This is a genomic window from Frigidibacter sp. ROC022 (assembly GCF_024723735.1).
Classification (GTDB): Bacteria; Pseudomonadota; Alphaproteobacteria; order Rhodobacterales; family Rhodobacteraceae; genus SLM-1.
The window spans coordinates 154,960-173,748 of the sequence record NZ_JANQDU010000004.1; the positions used below are offsets into that span (position 1 = coordinate 154,960).

Annotated in this window: 16 protein-coding genes; 7 read left to right on the top strand and 9 right to left on the bottom strand. The window is 64.1% G+C overall.

Going from position 1 to position 18,789, the window contains the following annotated elements:
- Window positions 1-142 precede the first annotated feature (142 nt).
- Window positions 143-2,053, bottom strand: coding sequence for a bifunctional 2',3'-cyclic-nucleotide 2'-phosphodiesterase/3'-nucleotidase (locus tag NUW50_RS16755; protein WP_443135117.1), 1,911 nt, complete (start codon window positions 2,051-2,053; stop codon window positions 143-145).
- A 309-nt stretch (window positions 2,054-2,362) separates the two neighbouring features.
- Here NUW50_RS16755 and nudC point away from each other — a divergent pair, with 309 nt between their 5' ends.
- Together nudC and NUW50_RS16765 are read left to right on the top strand one after the other, a co-directional pair.
- Entirely contained in the window at window positions 2,363-3,331 is a 969-nt protein-coding gene (gene nudC, locus NUW50_RS16760; protein WP_258290305.1) for an NAD(+) diphosphatase, read from the top strand.
- Between the two features lie 37 nt (window positions 3,332-3,368).
- Window positions 3,369-3,845, top strand: coding sequence for an SRPBCC family protein (locus tag NUW50_RS16765; RefSeq protein WP_258290306.1), 477 nt, complete (start codon window positions 3,369-3,371; stop codon window positions 3,843-3,845).
- 15 nt (window positions 3,846-3,860) lie between these two features.
- Here NUW50_RS16765 and NUW50_RS16770 read toward each other — a convergent pair whose 3' ends face one another.
- Complete coding sequence (locus NUW50_RS16770) at window positions 3,861-4,694, bottom strand: prephenate dehydratase (protein WP_258290307.1); 834 nt, start codon at window positions 4,692-4,694, stop codon at window positions 3,861-3,863.
- 117 nt (window positions 4,695-4,811) lie between these two features.
- On the opposite strand from NUW50_RS16770, the gene NUW50_RS16775 reads away from it, so the two are divergent.
- From NUW50_RS16775 to NUW50_RS16795, 5 genes are all read left to right on the top strand, one after another.
- The gene (locus tag NUW50_RS16775; protein ID WP_258290308.1) at window positions 4,812-5,327 is read left to right on the top strand and encodes a c-type cytochrome; all 516 of its coding nucleotides are present in this window, start codon (window positions 4,812-4,814) and stop codon (window positions 5,325-5,327) included.
- Between the two features lie 190 nt (window positions 5,328-5,517).
- Window positions 5,518-7,434, top strand: coding sequence for an extracellular solute-binding protein (locus tag NUW50_RS16780; protein WP_258290309.1), 1,917 nt, complete (start codon window positions 5,518-5,520; stop codon window positions 7,432-7,434).
- A gap of 17 nt (window positions 7,435-7,451) precedes the next feature.
- Window positions 7,452-8,540, top strand: a complete 1,089-nt coding sequence (locus tag NUW50_RS16785) for a microcin C ABC transporter permease YejB (protein WP_258290310.1) — start codon at window positions 7,452-7,454, stop codon at window positions 8,538-8,540.
- Window positions 8,540-9,649 carry an ABC transporter permease gene (locus NUW50_RS16790; RefSeq protein WP_258290311.1) on the top strand — a complete coding sequence of 370 codons (1,110 nt, stop codon included), beginning with the start codon at window positions 8,540-8,542 and terminating at the stop codon, window positions 9,647-9,649. Before NUW50_RS16785 ends, NUW50_RS16790 begins: the two co-directional genes overlap by 1 nt.
- Complete coding sequence (locus NUW50_RS16795; RefSeq protein ID WP_258290312.1) at window positions 9,646-11,232, top strand: ABC transporter ATP-binding protein; 1,587 nt, start codon at window positions 9,646-9,648, stop codon at window positions 11,230-11,232. Before NUW50_RS16790 ends, NUW50_RS16795 begins: the two co-directional genes overlap by 4 nt.
- Before the next feature lie 21 nt (window positions 11,233-11,253).
- Here the strand turns inward: NUW50_RS16795 and NUW50_RS16800 are convergent, their stop codons facing one another.
- The 7 genes from NUW50_RS16800 to NUW50_RS16830 form a co-directional block, all read right to left on the bottom strand.
- On the bottom strand, window positions 11,254-12,054 hold the full coding sequence (locus NUW50_RS16800) for a TIGR02186 family protein (protein WP_258290313.1): 801 nt from the start codon (window positions 12,052-12,054) through the stop codon (window positions 11,254-11,256).
- Window positions 12,051-12,968, bottom strand: a complete 918-nt coding sequence (locus NUW50_RS16805; RefSeq protein WP_258290314.1) for a sulfite exporter TauE/SafE family protein — start codon at window positions 12,966-12,968, stop codon at window positions 12,051-12,053. Before NUW50_RS16805 ends, NUW50_RS16800 begins: the two co-directional genes overlap by 4 nt.
- Before the next feature lie 179 nt (window positions 12,969-13,147).
- Window positions 13,148-13,951 carry a purine-nucleoside phosphorylase gene (locus NUW50_RS16810; RefSeq protein WP_258290315.1) on the bottom strand — a complete coding sequence of 268 codons (804 nt, stop codon included), beginning with the start codon at window positions 13,949-13,951 and terminating at the stop codon, window positions 13,148-13,150.
- Window positions 13,935-14,912: an ABC transporter permease gene (locus NUW50_RS16815; protein WP_258290316.1), complete on the bottom strand. Its 978-nt coding sequence runs from the start codon at window positions 14,910-14,912 to the stop codon at window positions 13,935-13,937. The genes NUW50_RS16810 and NUW50_RS16815 overlap by 17 nt, the downstream gene beginning before the upstream one ends.
- A 59-nt stretch (window positions 14,913-14,971) precedes the next feature.
- The gene (locus NUW50_RS16820) at window positions 14,972-16,093 is read right to left on the bottom strand and encodes an ABC transporter permease (RefSeq protein ID WP_258290317.1); all 1,122 of its coding nucleotides are present in this window, start codon (window positions 16,091-16,093) and stop codon (window positions 14,972-14,974) included.
- Window positions 16,093-17,646: an ABC transporter ATP-binding protein gene (locus NUW50_RS16825; RefSeq protein WP_258290623.1), complete on the bottom strand. Its 1,554-nt coding sequence runs from the start codon at window positions 17,644-17,646 to the stop codon at window positions 16,093-16,095. Before NUW50_RS16825 ends, NUW50_RS16820 begins: the two co-directional genes overlap by 1 nt.
- Before the next feature lie 17 nt (window positions 17,647-17,663).
- Window positions 17,664-18,653 (bottom strand): BMP family lipoprotein, encoded by a 990-nt coding sequence (locus NUW50_RS16830; protein WP_258290318.1) that lies wholly within the window; start codon window positions 18,651-18,653, stop codon window positions 17,664-17,666.
- Window positions 18,654-18,789 lie beyond the last annotated feature (136 nt).

The following is an 18,789-nucleotide window of genomic DNA, read 5'->3' on the forward strand; positions in this document are numbered from 1 at the left end:
TGGAGAGCCGATGGCCGCAGGCGAAGAAGTGCCCCGTCCGATGTTCCGGGCGGGGCGTCCTGTCGTCCTTGTCTTCAAATGACTCCCGCCGGAGGCTCAGACCTGCGGGCGGGGCCGCACGAGCCCGACCGCTCTGCCATTGTCACAGAGTGATGCGATAGCGCGCGAAGCCGTCCGGCCCGTCGCCGGCCGGGTCGATCTTCACGCCCTTCACGTCGCCGATGTAGTCCTTGCCCTTCGGCCCGGTGTCGAACAGCACCGAAGTGCCCGGCAGCGGTTTGAAATGCCAGTTGGCATCGGCGCTCGGGTTGATCGTGCCCTGTTCGACGATGTAGCGCACGATCACGTCGCGGTTGGTGTCGGGGCCGGTGAAGACGATGGTCGAGCCATCGGCGCCGGGGAAGCTGCCGCCGCCCGAGGCGCGGTAGTTGTTGGTCGCGACGATGAATTCGGCGGCCGGGTCGATCGGCTTGCCGTCGTATTTCAGCTCGACGATCCGGTTCGCGTCCGGGTTCAACGCCCCGCCCTTGGAATCGTATTTCGACGGCTGGCTGAGGTCGATCTGATAGGTGACGCCGTCGATCACGTCGAAGTTGTAGCTGGGGAAATCGGGGTTCAGCAGCAGCTGATCGGCCTCGCCCGGGGTCACCTGGTTGAACATCCCCGCCGACCGCTCCAGCCAGTCCTTGACCTGGGCCCCGGTGATCTTCACTGCCCGCACCGTGTTCGGGTAGAGGTAGAGATCGGCGACATTCTTGATCGCCACGTCACCGGCCGCGACATCGGTGTAGTATTCCGGCCCGCCACGTCCGCCGGCCTTGAACGGAGCCGCTGCCGAGAGGATCGGCAGAGCTTCGTATTCGGTGCCCTTCATCATCTGGGCGATGTACCAGGTCTGGGCCTGGCTGACGATCTGCACGCTCGGATCATCGGCGACCAGCGCGAAATAGCTTTGCAGCGGCGCCGATGTCTTGCCCACCGCGCGGCGCACATAGGCCAGGGTCGCGTCATGCTCGGCCTGCACCGAGGCCAGGACTTCCGGCACCGAGTCGACCGTGGGCGTGATCGAGCGGTCTTCGTTGCGCTTGTAGATCGGCCGGGTCTCGACAGCGGTGGAGATGACTTTCCACGCGTTGCCGTCGCGTTCGAGCATCAGGTCGATGACGCCCAGATTGTCGCCCCAGAATCCGCCCATCACCGCCGGCTTGCCATGGATCAGACCGGCTTTCGAATCGACCATGTCGTAGCCGTCATAGGTCGGCGAGGGGAACACCAGATGCGAATGGCCGGTCAGCATCGCGTCGATTCCGTCTAGCGCCGCCAGCGGTACGCTGGCGTTCTCGGCCATTTCGTCGTGTTGCGCCGAGCCGATGCCGGAATGGCTGAGCGCGATGATGATGTCGGCCCCGGCCTCCTTGATCACCGGGATCCAGGCCCGGGCGGTATCGACGATGTCGCGGGTCTCGACCTTGCCTTCAAGGTGGCCGCGATCCCATTGCATGATCTGCGGCGGGACAAAGCCGATCAGGCCGATCCGGATCGGATGCTCGACCCCGTCGCCATCCTTCAGCATCCGGTCGAGAATCACATAGGGCGGGATCAGCGTCTCGTCTTTGGTCGGGTCGGCGCCCCTGGTCTTGGCGATATTGGCGTTGACGATCGGGAAATCGGCACCGGCGATCGACTTCATCAGGAAGTCGAGCCCGTAGTTGAACTCGTGATTGCCGAGGGTCGAGGCTTCGATCCCCACCGTGTTCAGCGCGTTGATGACCGGATGGCTGTCGCCCTCCTTCATGCCGCGCTCATAGGCGATGTAGTCGCCCATCGGGTTGCCCTGCAGGAAATCGCCGTTGTCGAGCAGCAGTGAATTGGTCGCTTCGGCGCGGATGGCCTTGATATGCGCCGCGGTTCGGGCCAGGCCGACGGTATCGACGGGTTTGTCGGAATAGTAGTCATAGGGAAACACATGGACGTGCAGGTCGGTGGTTTCCATGATCCTGAGATGCGCCTGACCCGAGGCGGCGCGGGCCGAGAACGGGTGCAGCGCGATCATCGTGGCACCTGCGGTGCTGGCAGACAGGAAAGCGCGACGTGAAAGGCGATTGCTCGAGACATGCGGCATGGTTGATCTCCCCTGAGGCCGGTGCGACGACTAGCTGACAGGGCAAGACAACTCCCATATGACAGTTCTGACAATAGCCGAGTGCGGACGCGGCGAACAATACCGCATAGGTTGCGCCACCCCGGAGTGAGGCAGGGCTGCCACCGATGCCGTGCAGGGCGACATCCGGCGTCGCAACGCGGTGCGGGGTTTTCCGCAGCGGCAGGGCATGGCAAAGCAGGCGCAAGCAGGAGGCAGGCCATGAAACTCGCGGAAACGGTGACATTCGGTGGATCGGGGCTGGATCGGGCCGGGCATCTGCGCGGCGATTCCGGTGCCCAGGCGCGGCTGCTGGCCGATCCGGAGGCGCGCGTTCTGCCGATCTGGCGCGGCAAGCCACTTGTGACCGGCGAGGCGGAACTGACGGGCGGCTGGTTGCGGCCGAGCCATCCGGCGCTGCTGCCGGCACCCGATGTGCCGCCGGTGTTCCTGGGGCTGGACGAGGGCCGGCCGCGATTCACCGTCGATGTCTCGGCCTGGAACCCGGAAAGCCTGCCCGACTCTCTGGGCGCCTTCCTGGACCCGTCCGAACAGCGGCATCCCGATCTGGACGAGGACCAGCGTTTCGTCGAGCTGCGGGCCTGCATGACCCGGCTAAGCCCGCGCGAGGCCGAGTTGATCGCCACCGCCAAGGCGGTGCTGGGCTGGCATCAGAGCCATGGCTTCTGCTCGGCCTGCGGGGTGGCCTCGGAGATGACGATGGCGGGCTGGCAGCGAGACTGCCCGGCCTGCGGGACGCATCACTTCCCGCGCACCGATCCGGTGGTCATCATGCTGATCACGCACGGCAACTCGGTGCTGCTCGGGCGCAGCCCCAACTGGCCCGAGGGGATGTATTCGCTGCTGGCGGGATTCGTGGAGCCGGGTGAGACCCTGGAGGCGGCGGTGCGCCGCGAGGTCTTCGAGGAAACCGCCGTGAAGGTCGGTTCGGTCGGCTATCTCGCGTCGCAGCCATGGCCCTTCCCGGCCAGCCTGATGTTCGGCTGCCGGGGCGAGGCGCTGACCCGGGAGATCAAGGTCGATCCCTCGGAAATCGAGGACGCGATGTGGATGACCCGCGAAGAGGTGATGCAGGCGCTGGCCGGCGAAAGCCCCCGAATGCGGGCGCCGCGGGCGGGGGCGATTGCCGGATTTCTGTTGACGATGTGGGTTGCGGACCGTTTGGAATGAACCGACAGTTGCTTCGGGGCTTGGACGGGCGGAACCTATGAAATTCTCGAAACGAGAGGATATCGAAGCGCCCCTGGACGTTGTGTTTCGGGCGGTCAGCGACTTCAACGCATTCGAGAGATCGGCGATGCGCCGCGGCATCGAGGTGTCGCGCCGGGACGATCTGGAACAGCCCGGCGTCGGCATGGCCTGGGATGTCCGGGCTCCGGTGCGCGGGCGGTTGCGCGACATCTCGATCCGGGTCGCGGCCTGGGCTCCGGAAACCTCGCTGGCGCTGAACGCGGATTCATCCGGCATTCTGGCCACCCTGACGGTCGAACTGGTGGCCCTGTCGCGCAACCGCACCAGGATGCAGGTCGGGCTGGAGCTGAGAGCCGTGACGATGAGCTCGAAACTGCTGCTGCAATCGATGAAGCTGGCGAAACATTCGCTCGACGCGCGGTTTGCCAAGCGGGTCGCGGATTTCGGGACCGAGATCGAGGGTCGCCAGACCAAGGTCGGCTGGGAGACCTGATCGACGCGCGGGTGCCTAATGCCGGCGGGGATCGGCGGGATAGACGCCGAGAATCCTCGTCTCGGTGGTGAAATAGCGCAGTTCTTCCAGGGCCCGGGCCACGGGGGGATCGTCGGGGTGGCCTTCGATATCGGCATAGAACTGGGTCGCGGTGAAGGTGCCGCCGACCATGTAGCTTTCCAGCTTGGTCATGTTGACGCCGTTGGTCGCAAAGCCGCCCATCGCCTTGTAGAGCGCCGCCGGGATGTTGCGGACGTTGAAGACGAACGAGGTGATCATGCCGTGATCGCCGCGCCGGGTCATGTCGATGTCGCGGGTCATGACGAGGAACCGCGTGGTGTTGGTGTCATTGTCCTCGATATGACGTTCGAGAACCGTGAGCCCGTAGATGTCCGCCGCCAGTTCCGAGGCCAGGGCCGCCTGGCTCGGGTCGCCGCCCTGGGCCACTTCGCGGGCGGCGCGGGCATTGTCGGAACTGACCACGCCCTTGATGCCGTGCTGCTTCAGAAAGCTCGCGACCTGGGGCAGGATGACTGGATGCCCATGCGCGCACTGCACCTGGTCGGTGGTGGCGCCCGGAACCCCGAGCAGGTTCACATGCACCCGGACAAACGCCTCGTCGATGATATGCAGCCCGCTTTTCGGCAGCAGCGAATGTACATCCGCCACCCGACCGTAGGTCGAGTTCTCCACCGCGATCATGCCGAGATCGGCCTTGCCGAGGCGCACCGCCTCGACCGCGTCCTCGAAGGTCGCGCAGGGCAGGGGTTCATACCCCGGGCGCGCGGCAATGCAGGCCTGGTGGCTGTAGGCTCCGGGCTCTCCCTGGAAGGCGATCTTTCCGGTCATATCGGTTCCTCAAGAGCCGACCGTGGAACTTGGTCGATTGGTCGCGGGTCTTATACCTTGAAACTCCGATGGGGAAGCGGGTAGATAACCGCGGATTCGCAGCGGACGGGACGCGCAATGTTCGACACCATGACCTTGACCAAAATTGTCGGCGGCTTCTGCGGCATGTTGCTGGTGTTCTTGCTTGGCAACTGGGCCGCGGAAGGCCTGTACCATGTCGGGGCCAGTGGACATGGCGATGGCGAGCATGCCCAAGCCTATACCATAGCCGTTGAAGGCACCAAGGAAGCCGAGCCTGAAGAACCGGTTGATCTGGACGCCCTGATGGCCAGCGCAGACGCCGCGAAGGGTGCCAAGGTCTTTGCCAAGTGCAAGGCCTGTCACAAGATCGACGGCAGCAACAGCACCGGCCCGCATCTGGACGGCGTCTTCGACCGCGACATCGCCTCGGTGCCGGACTTCGGCTATTCCGATGCGCTGAAGAACCTGGACGGCCAATGGAATGTCGAGCATCTCTTTGGTTTCCTGCAGAGTCCGAAGAGCTATGCGCCGGGCACCAAGATGACCTTTGCCGGGCTGCCCAAGGAAAGCGATCGGGCGAATCTGATCGCGTATCTGGAAACGCTGAAATAGGCGGCCCATTGCGGTACGTATCTGGAGGCCGCCCGTTTCGGGCGGCTTTTTTCTGTTGTGTCGGCCGAACAGGGCCACGCAAAGATCACGGAAAAGCAACTTGAGTGTTCAAGCTGCGGGAAATTACCCTAATGTGTGCTGGATCAATCCCCTGCGGCGTGCCGCGGGGACGAGACCAAGGGAGATCGTGATGCGTCAGGACATGTCAGCGGCAAGGGTTGCGGTCAGGGATTGGCGCAGGGCGGCAATCGGACTGACCGGAACGACAATCGCCGCGCTGGCCCTGATGACGCAGCTGGTCTTCGGGCAGGACGCCCCGGCAAAGGACCCCAACAAGATCATCAAGTCCTACGGTTATTCGACCTATGGCGAGCTGAAGTACCCTGCCGATTTCGATCATTTCGACTATGTGAATCCAGACGCCCCCAAGGGCGGCGAGATCAGCATCTGGGCGCAGGGCACCTTCGACAATTTCAACCCCTATACCCGCAAGGGTCGCGCCGGCGCCCTGTCGACCATCGGCTACGAGTCGCTGCTGACCGCCTCGTCGGACGAGGTTTCGGGGCAATACTGCCTGCTCTGCGAAAGCCTGGAGTATCCCGAGACCGAGGACTGGGTGATCTTTCACCTCCGGAAGGATGTGAAATTCTCCGACGGCACCCCGTTGACGGCGCATGATGTGGTCTTCAGCCATTACAAGCTGCTGGAAGAAGGACTGCCGTCCTATGCCGAAGCGGTGCGGGCGCTGATCCCCGAGGCCGTGGCGCTGGACGACTATACGGTCAAGTTCATCTTTGCCGAAGGCGTGCCGCGCAAGGATCTGATCAGTCAGGCGGGCGGCATTCCGGTCTGGTCGAAGGCCTGGTACGAAAAGACCGGTGCGCGGCTCGACGAACCGCAGATGGAAATCTCGCCGGGCTCGGGCCCCTATGTGCTCGACAGCTACGAGATCAACCAGCGCATCGTCTACAAGCGCAACCCGAACTATTGGGGCAAGGATCTGCCGGTCAACAAGGGCCGCTTCAATTTCGACAAGATCCGGGTCGAGTATTTCGCCGACAGCGATGCCGCGATGGAGGGGTTCAAGGCCGGGGTCTATACCTTCCGGCAGGAGAACTCGTCGCTCAGCTGGGCGACCCGCTATGATTTTCCGGCGATCGACAAGGGCTGGGTGGTCAAGGAGACGCCCGAGAACGGCAATCTGCCGCCGGCCTACGGGTTCGTCTTCAACCTGCGGCGGGAAAAGTTTCAGGACATACGGGTGCGCAAGGCCCTGGGCCTGATGTTCAACTTTTCCTGGACCAACGACACGCTGCAATACGGCCTGTTCAAGCAGCGCGAGAGCTTCTGGCAGAACTCGGCACTCGAGGCGAGGGGCGTGCCCGAGGGGCGCGAACTGGAAATCCTGGAAAGCGTCAAGGACATGCTGGAACCCGGCATCCTGACCGACGAGGCCTTCATGCCGCATGTCTCGGACGGCAGCCGGCAGTTGGATCGCCGCAACCTGCGCAAGGCTTCGCGGCTGCTGGACGAGGCCGGCTGGGAGGTCGGCCCCGACGGGATGCGGCGCAGGGACGGCAAGACGCTGGATGTGGAATTCCTGTCCTCCAGCCCGAGTTTCGACCGGATCATCAATCCCTATGTCGAGAACCTGAAACAGCTGGGCGTCAACGCGGTCTACAACCGTGTCGACCCATCGCAATACACGGCGCTGGAGCGGGATTTCCAGTGGGACATGATCTATGACGGCTACATCAACGGGCTCGAGGAAGGCATCGGCCTGACCCAGCGGTACGGCTCGGAGGGGCTGGGCGATCTGTTCAACCCGGCCGGCTATGCCAGCGACGAGGTGGATGCCATCGCCAAGGTGGTGGTGGATGCCAAGACCGCGGAAGAGATGCAGGCCGGGGTCCGGGCCATCGACCGGATCATGCGGGCCAAGTATTTCATGGTCCCGACCTGGTATCTGGGCAACTACTGGCTGGCCTACTACGACATGTACGAGCACCCGGCCAAGCTGCCACCCTACGGTCTGGGGCAGCTGGACTGGTGGTGGTACAACGCCGACAAGGCCAAGGCGCTGGTCGCCGCTGGCGCGATCCGTTGATCTGGCTGGATTAGACCTTGGGCGCTTATATCCTTCGACGGCTGCTGTTGGTGATCCCGACGCTTCTCGGCGTGATGATCGTCAACTTCGCCCTGACCCAATTCGTCCCCGGCGGCCCGATCGAGCAGATCCTGGCCGAGATGGAGGGCAACGGCAACGTGTTCGAGAGCATCTCGGGCGGGCGTGGCGATGTCGGATTCCAGGCCGATTCCTCATCGGACAGCGGCTATGTCGGATCGCGGGGGTTGCCCAAGGAATTCATCGAAAAGCTGAAAAAGGAATTCGGTCTCGACAAGCCGCCGCTGGAACGCTTCCTGATGATGATGTGGAACTATATCCGCTTCGATTTCGGAGAAAGCTATTTCCGGTCGGTGTCGGTTCTGGGACTGGTCGCAGAAAAACTGCCGGTCTCCATCACGCTCGGCCTCTGGACCACCTTGCTGAGCTATCTGATCTCGATCCCGCTCGGCATCCGCAAGGCGGTCCGCGACGGGTCGAGCTTTGACAGCTGGACCTCGGCGGTGCTGGTCGCGGCCTATGCGATTCCCGGCTTCCTCTTCGCGGTCCTCTTGCTGGTGGTCTTCGCAGGCGGCTCGTATTTCCAGTGGTTCCCATTACGCGGCCTGACCTCGGACAACTGGGAAACGCTCAGCTGGCCGATGAAGATCGTCGACTATTTCTGGCACATCACCCTGCCGGTCGTGGCGCAGTCGATTGCCGGATTCACCTTCCTGACCCTGCTGACCAAGAACTCGTTCCTGGACGAAATCCGCAAGCAATACGTGATGACCGCCCGCGCCAAGGGCCTGACCGAGCGGCGGGTGCTCTATGGCCATGTGTTCCGCAATGCCATGCTGATCGTGATCGCCGGGTTCCCGTCGCTGTTCGTCAGCGTCTTCCTGGGCGGTTCGGTGATCATCGAGACCATATTCTCGCTGGATGGGCTGGGGCGGCTTGGCTATGAGGCCGCGCTTCAGCGCGACTATCCGGTGATATTCGGGACGCTGTTCTTCTTCGGTCTGATCGGTCTCGTCGTCGGCATCATCTCGGACCTCATGTATGTCGTCGTCGATCCCCGGATCGACTTCGGGACACGGGAAACCTGATGGCAATTTCGGCACTCAACAAACGTCGCTGGCGGAATTTCAAGTCGAACCGCCGCTCGTGGTACTCGCTCTGGATCTTCCTGATCCTGTTCGGGATATCGCTCTGCGCCGAGTTCATCGCAAACGACAAGCCGATCCTGATCCAGTACAGGGGCGAGTATTTCACGCCGATCTTCCACTTCTATCCGGAAACCGCCTTCGGCGGCGACTTCAAGACCGAGGCAATCTATCGCGACCCCGAGGTGAAATGCCTGATCGTCACCGGCGGGCTGGCCGATCCCTGCTATGACGACCCCGAGGGGGTCATCGCGGATGCCCAGGACGGGGAAGTGGACGGCCAGAAGATCGAGAAGGGCTGGGCGATCTGGCCGCTCATCCCCTATGGCTATTCGCGGCCCGTCGATGTTCCGGGCGCTGCACCTTCGCCGCCGACGCGGGATAACTGGCTGGGCACCGACGATACCAAGCGCGACGTGCTGGCGCGGGTGATCTACGGCTTCCGGCTGTCGATCATCTTCACCCTGATCGTCACCACCCTGACCTCGATCGTCGGTATCGCGGCAGGCGCCGTACAGGGCTTCTTCGGTGGCTGGATCGACCTGATCTTCCAGCGAATTCTGGAGATCTGGACCGCCATCCCGCAGCTTTACGTGATCATCATCCTGTTCGCGATCCTGGGCCGAAGTTTCTGGTTGCTGGTCTTCGTGGCGGTGCTGTTCGGCTGGCCCTCGCTGGTCGGTGTCGTGCGGGCCGAGTTCCTGCGGGCGCGCAATTTCGAATATATCCGCGCCGCCCGGGCACTGGGCGTTTCGAACAGCAGGATCATGTTCCGCCATGTCCTGCCCAATGCCATGGTCGCGACGCTGACCCTGCTGCCCTTCCTGGTCACCGGGGCCATCGGCACCCTGGCCTCGCTGGACTTCCTCGGCTTCGGCCTGCCGTCCTCGGCACCCTCGCTGGGGGAACTGACGCTGCAGGCCAAGTCCAATCTGCAGGCGCCCTGGCTTGCCTTTACCGCCTTCTTCACCTTCGCCATCATGCTGTCGCTTCTGGTCTTCATCTTCGAAGGCATCCGTGACGCCTTCGATCCCCGGAAGACGTTCAAATGAGCCGGATACTTTCGGTAAGGGATCTGACGGTCACTTTCCGTCAGGACGGCCAGTCCACCCATGCGGTCAAGGGCGTCAGCTTCGATGTCCGGTCCGGCGAGACCGTGGCGCTGGTCGGCGAGAGCGGCTCGGGCAAATCGGTGACGGCGCTCTCTACGGTATCGCTCCTGGGCGATTCGGCCGAGGTCGGCGGTTCCGTCACCTTCGAGGGCCGCGAGATGGTCGGGGCCAACGAAAAGGAACTGCGGCGCACCCGCGGCAATGACATCAGCTTCATCTTCCAGGAGCCGATGACCAGCCTGAACCCGTTGCACACGCTCGAGAAACAGCTGGCCGAAAGCCTTCTGGTCCACCAGGGCGTGCCCAGCGGCCAGGCGCGCGGGCGGATCATCGAGCTTCTGGAACGGGTCGGCATCGACCGGCCGGAAGATCGCCTGGCGAGCTATCCGCACCAGTTGTCCGGAGGCCAGCGGCAGCGGGTGATGATCGCCATGGCGCTGCTCAACGACCCGAAGCTGCTGATCGCGGACGAACCGACAACGGCGCTGGACGTGACCATCCAGGCGCAGATCCTCGACCTGTTGGCACAGTTGCAGAAGTCCGAAGGGATGAGCCTGCTGTTCATCACCCATGACCTCGGCATCGTCCGGCGCTTTGCCGACAGGGTCTGCGTCATGCAGCATGGGGAAATCGTCGAGCAGGGGCGGGTGGCCGAAATCTTCGATGCGCCGAAGCATCCCTATACGAAGATGCTGTTGGCCGCCGAATCCACCGGCCATCCGGCGCCGGTGCCCGAGGGCGCGAAGGAAATCCTGCGCACCGAGCATCTGAAGATCTGGTTCCCGATCCAGCGCGGGCTGCTGAAACGCACCGTCGGCCATATCAAGGCAGTGAACGACGCGACGATCTCGGTCCGCGAGGGCGAGACGCTGGGCATCGTCGGAGAGAGCGGCAGCGGCAAGACGACCCTGGCGCTTGCGGTGATGCGGCTGATCCGTTCGGAAGGGCCGGTGGTGTTCCTGGGCCAGGACGTGCAGGGCTGGACGTCCAGGGCCCTGCGGCCCCTGCGCCGTGACATGCAGATCGTGTTTCAGGACCCGTTCGGCAGCCTCTCGCCGCGGATGACCTGTGCCGAGATCATTGCCGAGGGTCTGGGCGTGCACGGCCACGATCCCGCCCGCACCAAGGCCGATCTGGTCTCGGAGATCATGGTCGAGGTCGGATTGGACCCGGCCACCAAGGACCGTTATCCGCACGAGTTCTCGGGCGGTCAGCGGCAGCGGATCGCGATTGCCCGGGCGATGATCCTGCGGCCCCGGCTGGTGGTGCTGGACGAGCCGACATCGGCGCTCGACATGACGGTGCAGGTGCAGATCGTCGATCTGCTCCGCAATCTGCAGGTCCAGCACCGGCTGGGCTATCTGTTCATTTCGCATGACCTCAAGGTCGTGCGGGCGCTCAGCCACAAGGTCATGGTGATGAAGCGCGGCGATGTGGTCGAGCAGGGCGAGGTCGGAGAGGTGTTCCAGAACCCGCGCTCGGATTACACCCGCGAACTGATGGCGGCGGCCTTCCTCAACTGAAGGCCCGTCCGCGCGCCCGGATCAGGTGCGGATGTAGCGGAACAGGGCAGAGGCCACCCAGCCGAGGCTGATCGCCAGCACGATCGCCAGAACGCCATAGGCCAGCGGTTGTTCGCGACTCAGTCGGAAAAGCCAGCGTTCCAGCCCGGCCTTCTGGACCTCGATCTCGGATTCATAGGCGTCCACCACTTCCCGGTCCCGGGTCAGGAAGACCCTGGTGCGGTAATTCCCCTCGACCAGGTTCGACGGCAGTTCGACGGCGGTGGAAAACAGCGTCTCCTCCGAGATTTTCACGGTGTTCGGCAGGGTCTGGTACAGGCCGCTCTCGCTGCGGATGCGGATCAGCGCATCGGTGAAGGACTGGCTGTCGCTGACCGTCGCCCCGACCGAGCGGATCGCCCGCGGGATCGAGATGCGCCAGCGCAGATCCTCGGTGTCGCTGATGACCGTGTCCCAGGGCGCCGAGGTGGCCACCGCATAGAAGCTGGGCGCGGCATCGACCTCTACCGAATCGGCGTTGACCCAGATGCCGAAGCGACGGGCCTTGCGGCGCACGGTGACGGCTGCGCTTGGCCCTTCGACGGTGACGATGACCTGCAACTTGCCCGGTGGCGGCAGTTCGGCCCGTTTTACCGCGCCGAAGATCAGCAGTTCGGTCCCGTCGAAATTGGCGGTGATCGAGATCGTGTTCTGCGATAGCCCGGCGACGACCTGTTCACCGTCGAAGTTGACGTCGGCCTGGTCGGCCACGCCTTGCGCCGCCGCGGTCAGCGGCAACAGGAACAGGGCCCAGAGCGCGGCGGTGAAACTGCTGCGGATCATCCTTCGCCCCCCGAAGCGATGGAATAGAGTTCCGAAGGTTGCAGCAGCAGGTCCAGTCCCAGCTTGATGCAGACCGACAGCACCAGAATGGCCAGCAGGATGCGCAGTTGTTCGGCCTTCAGCTTGGTGCCCAGCCTGGTGCCGATCTGAGCCCCGATGACGCCGCCCAGCACCAGCACCAGGGCCAGGCCCAGATCCACGGTATGGGTCGTCGTGGCGTGCAGCAGGGTGGTGAAGCCGGTGACGAAGATGATCTGGAACAGCGAGGTGCCGATCACCACCTTGGTCGGCACGCCGAGCAGATAGATCATCGCCGGAACCATGATGAAGCCGCCGCCGACCCCCATGATCGCCGAGAGCACGCCGACCAGCAGGCCGATGCCCAGCGGCGGCAGCACCGAGATGTAGAGACCCGAGGTGCGGAACTTCATCTTCAGCGGCAGATTGTGCACCCAGTTGTGCCGCCGCCGCTTTGGCTTGGTGCCGGGTTGGCGGGCACGACGGATCGCGCGCAGGCTCTCGGCGAACATCAGGCTGCCGATGATCCCCAGAAAGACCACGTAGAACAGCTTGACCAGAAGATCGACCTGGCCGACCTCGCGCATCGCGGCAAAGATCTGCACCCCGAGCGCAGCGCCGACCAGGCCGCCCACGAGCAGCATCATCCCCATTCGGAGATCCACCGTTCGTCGCTTGAGATGCGCCAGAACCCCCGAGAAGGACGAGGCCACGATCAGGTCGGCGCCGGTGGCCACCGCGACCGCCGAGGGGATCCCGATGAAGAACAGCAGCGGGGTCAGCAGGAAGCCGCCGCCGACACCGAACATGCCGGAGAGTATGCCCACCATCATGCCCATTCCCAAAAGGAGAAAGACGTTCACCGATACCTCGGCGATGGGAAGGTAAATCTGCATTTGAGTCAGGGTCCGCGGCGGGCTGTGATTCCGAAACAACTCCGTTCTGGCCGGGGTGTCAAAGGGGCTGGGCCGGAAAATGCCTTTGCCGCGCCAAGGGTTGCGAAATAGTGTCGGCTGACGCCGATGCGGGCCGGATCGGCGGGGTCATGACCACGCGATCGGGGCAAGGCACCCCGTCAGAGGCCGGCCAGCGCCCCGCGCAGGACTCGTTCCAGCTTGGCCGCGCCGATCGGGGCCATGGCCTTGGTATGGCTGTGGCTGATCCGTTCGTCCGACATGCCCGCCGCCATGTTGGTGATGACCGAGACCGCCGCGACCCGCAATCCGAGGAACCGCGCCAGGATCACCTCGGGCACGGTGGACATGCCGACCGCGTCCGCGCCCAGGCCCCGGATCGCCCGAATTTCGGCCCGGGTCTCGAAACTGGGGCCGGAATACCAGGCATAGACGCCTTCATGCAGGGTGACCTCGGCGGCCTTGGCGGCGGCGTGGAGCCGGGCACGGAGCCCTTCGTCATGCGCGTCGGTCATCGGCACGAAGCGGGCGTCGGTCGGCTCTCCGATCAGGGGGTTGAGACCCGAGAAGTTGATGTGGTCCTCCAGCGCCATGATCTCGCCCGGCCCCATCTCGGGCCGCATCGAGCCCGCGGCATTGGTCAGGATCAGGCTTTCGGCACCCAATGCCTTCAGCACCTCCAGCGGCAGGCGCATCGCCGCCGCGTCGCCTTTTTCATAGTAATGCGCCCGCCCGCCGAGAATCGCCACCGGGCAGCCCTCGAGCGTGCCGACGACCAGGTTGGGGTTGTGCCCCGAGACACCGGCATGGGGAAAGCCCGGCAGGTCGGAATAGGGGATGGCGGTGCCCGTCACCGACTCGGCCAGATGGCCCAGGCCCGAGCCGAGCACCAGCCCGACCCGCACCTCTGTATTGCCGGTCCTCTCGCGGATGTGGTCGGCAAGCTCTTCAGCGTTCCTTGACATAGGGCTCTCCTCCGGCGCGGGGCGGGATCGCCTTGCCGACGAAACCTGCCAGGATCACCACGGTCAGGATATAGGGCAGCGCCTGGGTGAACTGAACCGGGATCACGAAGAGCCCGAGATCGATGTTCGGATAGAGGTTCGAGATCGCCTCCAGCAGGCCGAACAGCAGGCAGGCATACATCGCATACCAGGGCCGCCATTTGGCAAAGATCAGCGCCGCCAGGGCGATATAGCCCCGGCCCGCGGTCATCTCGCGGCCGAAATTGGCCCCCTGCGAGGTCGACAGATAAGAGCCGGCGATGCCGCAGAGCAGGCCGCAGATCAGCACTGCGGTATAGCGCATCCGCACCACCGAGATGCCGGCGGTATCGACCGATTCGGGATTCTCGCCCACGGCCCGCAGGCGCAGGCCGAACCGGGTGCGGAACAGCAGCCACCAGGTCAGCGGCACCAGAAGGAAACCGATATAGACCAGCGGCTTGTGCCCCGAGATCAGGTCGGAATAGATCGGCCCGATCAAGGGCACGTCGCGCAGCGCGTTGGCGAAGGGCAGGGTGATCTCGCCGAACCGCGCCGCGCCTTCCAGCGTCGGTGTCTGGCCGCCCTTGCCATACCAGGCATTGCCGATCACCACCGTCAGCCCCGAGGCGAGGAAGTTGATTGCCACGCCCGAGATCAGCTGATTGCCGCGAAAGGTGATCGAAGCCAGCCCGTGGATCAGGGAGAAGATGATCGAGGCGCCGCAGCCGAACAGAAGCCCCACCCAGGCCGATCCGGTCTCATAGGCCGCCGCCGCCGAAACGAAGGCGGAAATCAGCATCTTGCCTTCCAGCCCGATGTCGAAAATCCCGGAGCGTTCCGAATAGAGCCCGGCCAGGCAGGCGATCAGCAGCACGGTGGCCAGACGGATCGTCGAATCGAAGGTCGCGATCAGTTGCGAGAAGACATGCAGGAAATCCATGGCTCAGCCCCCCGACCGGATCAGCGTCGCGCTGACAATGTGGCGTGAAACGCATGCACTCATTTCGACACCGCCTTCGCCGGGGCGCGCAAGCGCAGGAACATGGCCTCGAGCGGGTAGCGGACCAGATTGTCCAGCGCCCCGGTGAACAGGATGATCAGCGCCTGTATGACCAGAACCATCTCGCGGCTGATCCGGTTGTTGAACTCGAACAACAGCTCGAACCCGCCCTGGGTCAGCGCCCCGAACAGGATCGCCGCCAGCACGATGCCGATCGGATGCGAGCGGCCCATGAGTGATACCGCGATGCCGACGAAGCCGGCGCCTTCGACGAAGTCACGGATCAGCCGCTCCTGTTCACCCATCACCACATTGATCGCCAGCATTCCGGCCAGCGCACCCGAGATCAGCATGGTGACCAGGGTGATCTTCACTGCCGGGATGCCGGCATAGCGGGCCGCGCTTTCCGAGTGGCCGAAGGCACGCATCTGGTAGCCCATGCGGGTGCGCCAGATCAGGAACCAGACCAGCACCGCCGCCGCCAGCGCCAGGATGAAGGCGAAGTTCAGCGGCGCCGAGCGGGAAAAGTTGATGCCGAAGGGCGCCAGCATCTCATGCGCCGAGGGCAGGTGAGCCGCGGCCGGAAACTTGACCGTCTCGGCACTTTGGGTGTCCGGGTTCTTCAGCCAGCCGTTCAGCAGATAGCCCATGACGGCGCCCGCGATCAGGTTGAACATGATCGTGGTGATGACGATATGGCTGCCGCGCTTGGCCTGAAGATAGGCCGGAATCGCGGCCCATCCGGCACCGAACAGCATCGCGCCCAGGGTGCACCAGACCAGCGCAATCGTCCAATGCGGCACCAGCCAGGACGGCAGGAACAACATGGGCAGCGCCACGCCAAGACCGGCGACCCAGGCCTGGCCTTCGCCGCCGATGTTGAAGAGCTTGGCGTGAAAGGCCACCGCCACCGCGAGACCGGTGAAGATGTAGTTGGTCGCGTAGTAGAGCGTATAGCCCCAGCCACTGGTCGATCCGAAGGCGCCCTTGATCATCACCGCCAGCGCGTGGAACGGGTTTTCGCCGATCGCGGCGACGACCAGCCCGGCGGCGACGAAGGCCAGCGACAGCGAGATCAGCGGAATCAGGACCACATCGGCCCAACGCGGCATCTTGTCCATCAGCCAGCCACCCCTGCCATCAACAGCCCCAATTCCCGTTCGTTGGTCTCGGAAGGCAGCTTCTCGCCCATGATCCTGCCGTCGAACATCACCGCGATCCGGTCGCTGAGCGACATGATCTCGTCCAGCTCGACCGAGACCAGCAGGATCGCCTTGCCCTCGTCACGCAGTTGCACGATTCGCTGGTGAATGAACTCGATGGCGCCGATGTCGACGCCGCGGGTCGGCTGGCCGATCAGCAGCAGGTCGGGATTGCGCTCGATCTCGCGGGCCAGGACGATCTTCTGCTGGTTGCCGCCGGAAAAGCTCTTGGCCGTCAGCGACGGGATCGGCGGCCTGACGTCGAAACGCTGCATCTTGGCCAGGGTCTCGGCCTTGATCGCGGCATTGTCCATCAGCAGGCGGTTCCTCTGATAGGCCGGATCGTGGTGATAACCGAAGATGGTGTTTTCCCATGCCTCGAACTCCATGATCAGCCCCTCGGACTGGCGGTCCTCGGGGACATGGGCGATGCCGCGTTCGCGGCGTGACTGGCCATCGGAACGGGCACCGGTCAGGTCGATCGGCTGCCCGTTCAACATCACGCTTCCGGTGCCTTCCGCATAGCCGCCCAGAAGCTCCAGCAGCTCCGATTGGCCATTGCCCGCCACCCCGGCGATGCCGAGGATTTCCCCGGCCCGGACCTCGAAGCTGACGCCTTTCAGCCGCTCTACCTTGCTGTCGTCGCGAATCCGCAGATCCTCGACCTTCAGCACCACATCGCCCGGCGTCGCCGGCTTCTTGTCGACCCGCAGCAGCACCTTGCGGCCGACCATCAGCTCGGCCAGCTGTTCGGGCGAGGTTTCGGCGGTCTTGACCGTGGCCACGATCTCGCCCCGGCGCATGACCGAGACATTGTCGGTGATCTCCATGATCTCCCGCAGCTTGTGGGTGATCAGGATGATGGTCTTGCCCTGCTCCTTGAGCCCGTTGAGGATGCGGAACAGATGGTCGGCCTCGTCCGGTGTCAGGACGCCGGTGGGCTCGTCCAGGATCAGTATCTCGGCCTGGCGATACAGCGCCTTGAGGATCTCCACCCGCTGCCGGTGCCCGACCGAAAGGTCCTGCACCACCGCGTCGGGGTCCACGTCCAGTTCATATTCCTCGCCGAGCCGCTTCAACTCGGCCCGCGCCTTGGACAGCGATGGCGCCAGTAGGGCGCCTTCCTCGACGCCGAGAATGACGTTCTCGACGACGGTGAAATTCTCGACCAGCTTGAAATGCTGGAAAACCATGCCGATGCCGGCGGCGATCGCGGCCTGGCTGTTGGGGATGCTGGTGGGTTTGCCGTCGATCAGGATTTCGCCCGAGTCGGCCTTGTAGAACCCGTAGAGGATCGACATCAGGGTCGATTTTCCGGCGCCGTTTTCGCCCACGATGCCGTGGATCGTGCCGTCTTCGACCCGGATCGAGATATCCTTGTTCGCCTGCACCGGCCCGAAGGCCTTGGAAATGCCGCGCAGTTCGATGGCTGGGGCGGCCGTTGCCGACCGCCCCGCCTGTTCTGATGTCATAGTCACGCCGGCTGCCCTTACATCACCGGGCAGGTATCGTCGTCTTCGTAGTTGTGGACCGTGATCGAGCCATCGACGATGGCTTTCTTGGCGGCCTCGACGGCGGCGGCGATTTCGGGGGTCCAGACCGGTTCGTTGTATTCGTCAACCGCGACATCCACGCCGCCGTTGGCCACGCCCATCACGAAGGCGCCCATCTCGACATCCTCGCCCGCCTTGAACGCGTCGTAGACCGCATTGTCGACCCGCTTGAGCACCGAGGTCAGCACCGAACCGGGATGCAGATAGTTCTGGTTCGAGTCGACTCCGACCGAGAAGATGCCCTCGTCGGCGGCGGTCTGCAGCACGCCGGCGCCGGTGCCGCCCGCGGCGGCATAGACCACGTCCGCACCCTGGGCGATCTGCGCTTTGGTCAGCTCGGCGCCCTTCACCGGGTCGTTCCAGGCCGCGGGGGTGGTGCCGGTCATGTTCTGGATCACCTTGGCGTCCGGATCGGTGGCCTTGACCCCCTGCACATAGCCGCAGGCGAAGGCGCGGATCAGCGGCACGTCCATGCCCCCGATGAAGCCGACCACCCCCGATTTCGAGGCCGTGGCGGCGGCGACACCGGCCAGGTAGCTGCCTTCGTCGGCACGGAACGTCACCGAGCGGACGTTGGGTTGATCGACCACGGTGTCGATGACCACGAACTTGGTGTCGGGATAATCCGGCGCCACGTCGTTCAGCGGCGATTCGAACGAGAAGCCGGTCATCACGATCGGGTTGTTGCCGGCATCGGCAAAGCGGCGCAGCGCCTGCTCGCGCTGTGCTTCCGAGGACAGCTCGATCTCCGAGAAGGTGCCGCCGGTTTCCTCGGCCCAGCGTTTCGCGCCGTTGTAGGCGGCTTCGTTGAAGGATTTGTCGAATTTTCCGCCAAGGTCGAAAATGATGGCGGGATCGGCCAGCGCCGCGCCTGCGGTCAGCGCCAAAGCAGCGGCAGCGCCAAGAAACTTGGTGTATGCGGTCATATGAGACTCCCCGGTCCTGGTTGCGGCGCATCCGGCCCGATGCCGGGCGCCTGTCATCGCCGGGCCTTTTCGGCCCGTTCATCGGTCGATTAGGGCGAAGGGGTCGGAAGCCGTCAATAGCGATTCGGTGAAAATC

Bases quoted from the DNA above. Each gene is read 5' to 3' on its own strand.
- NUW50_RS16805 (WP_258290314.1), bottom strand. From the start codon at position 12,968: ATGCAGATTTACCTTCCCATCGCCGAGGTATCGGTGAACGTCTTTCTC.
- NUW50_RS16765 (WP_258290306.1), top strand. From the start codon at position 3,369: ATGAAATTCTCGAAACGAGAGGATATCGAAGCGCCCCTGGACGTTGTG.
- NUW50_RS16815 (WP_258290316.1), bottom strand. From the start codon at position 14,912: ATGGATTTCCTGCATGTCTTCTCGCAACTGATCGCGACCTTCGATTCG.
- NUW50_RS16800 (WP_258290313.1), bottom strand. From the start codon at position 12,054: ATGATCCGCAGCAGTTTCACCGCCGCGCTCTGGGCCCTGTTCCTGTTG.
- NUW50_RS16770 (WP_258290307.1), bottom strand. From the start codon at position 4,694: ATGACCGGAAAGATCGCCTTCCAGGGAGAGCCCGGAGCCTACAGCCAC.
- NUW50_RS16775 (WP_258290308.1), top strand. From the start codon at position 4,812: ATGTTCGACACCATGACCTTGACCAAAATTGTCGGCGGCTTCTGCGGC.
- NUW50_RS16795 (WP_258290312.1), top strand. From the start codon at position 9,646: ATGAGCCGGATACTTTCGGTAAGGGATCTGACGGTCACTTTCCGTCAG.
- nudC (WP_258290305.1), top strand. From the start codon at position 2,363: ATGAAACTCGCGGAAACGGTGACATTCGGTGGATCGGGGCTGGATCGG.
- NUW50_RS16790 (WP_258290311.1), top strand. From the start codon at position 8,540: ATGGCAATTTCGGCACTCAACAAACGTCGCTGGCGGAATTTCAAGTCG.
- NUW50_RS16820 (WP_258290317.1), bottom strand. From the start codon at position 16,093: ATGGACAAGATGCCGCGTTGGGCCGATGTGGTCCTGATTCCGCTGATC.
- NUW50_RS16825 (WP_258290623.1), bottom strand. From the start codon at position 17,646: ATGACATCAGAACAGGCGGGGCGGTCGGCAACGGCCGCCCCAGCCATC.
- NUW50_RS16830 (WP_258290318.1), bottom strand. From the start codon at position 18,653: ATGACCGCATACACCAAGTTTCTTGGCGCTGCCGCTGCTTTGGCGCTG.
- NUW50_RS16810 (WP_258290315.1), bottom strand. From the start codon at position 13,951: ATGTCAAGGAACGCTGAAGAGCTTGCCGACCACATCCGCGAGAGGACC.
- NUW50_RS16755 (WP_443135117.1), bottom strand. From the start codon at position 2,053: ATGATCGCGCTGCACCCGTTCTCGGCCCGCGCCGCCTCGGGTCAGGCG.
- NUW50_RS16780 (WP_258290309.1), top strand. From the start codon at position 5,518: ATGCGTCAGGACATGTCAGCGGCAAGGGTTGCGGTCAGGGATTGGCGC.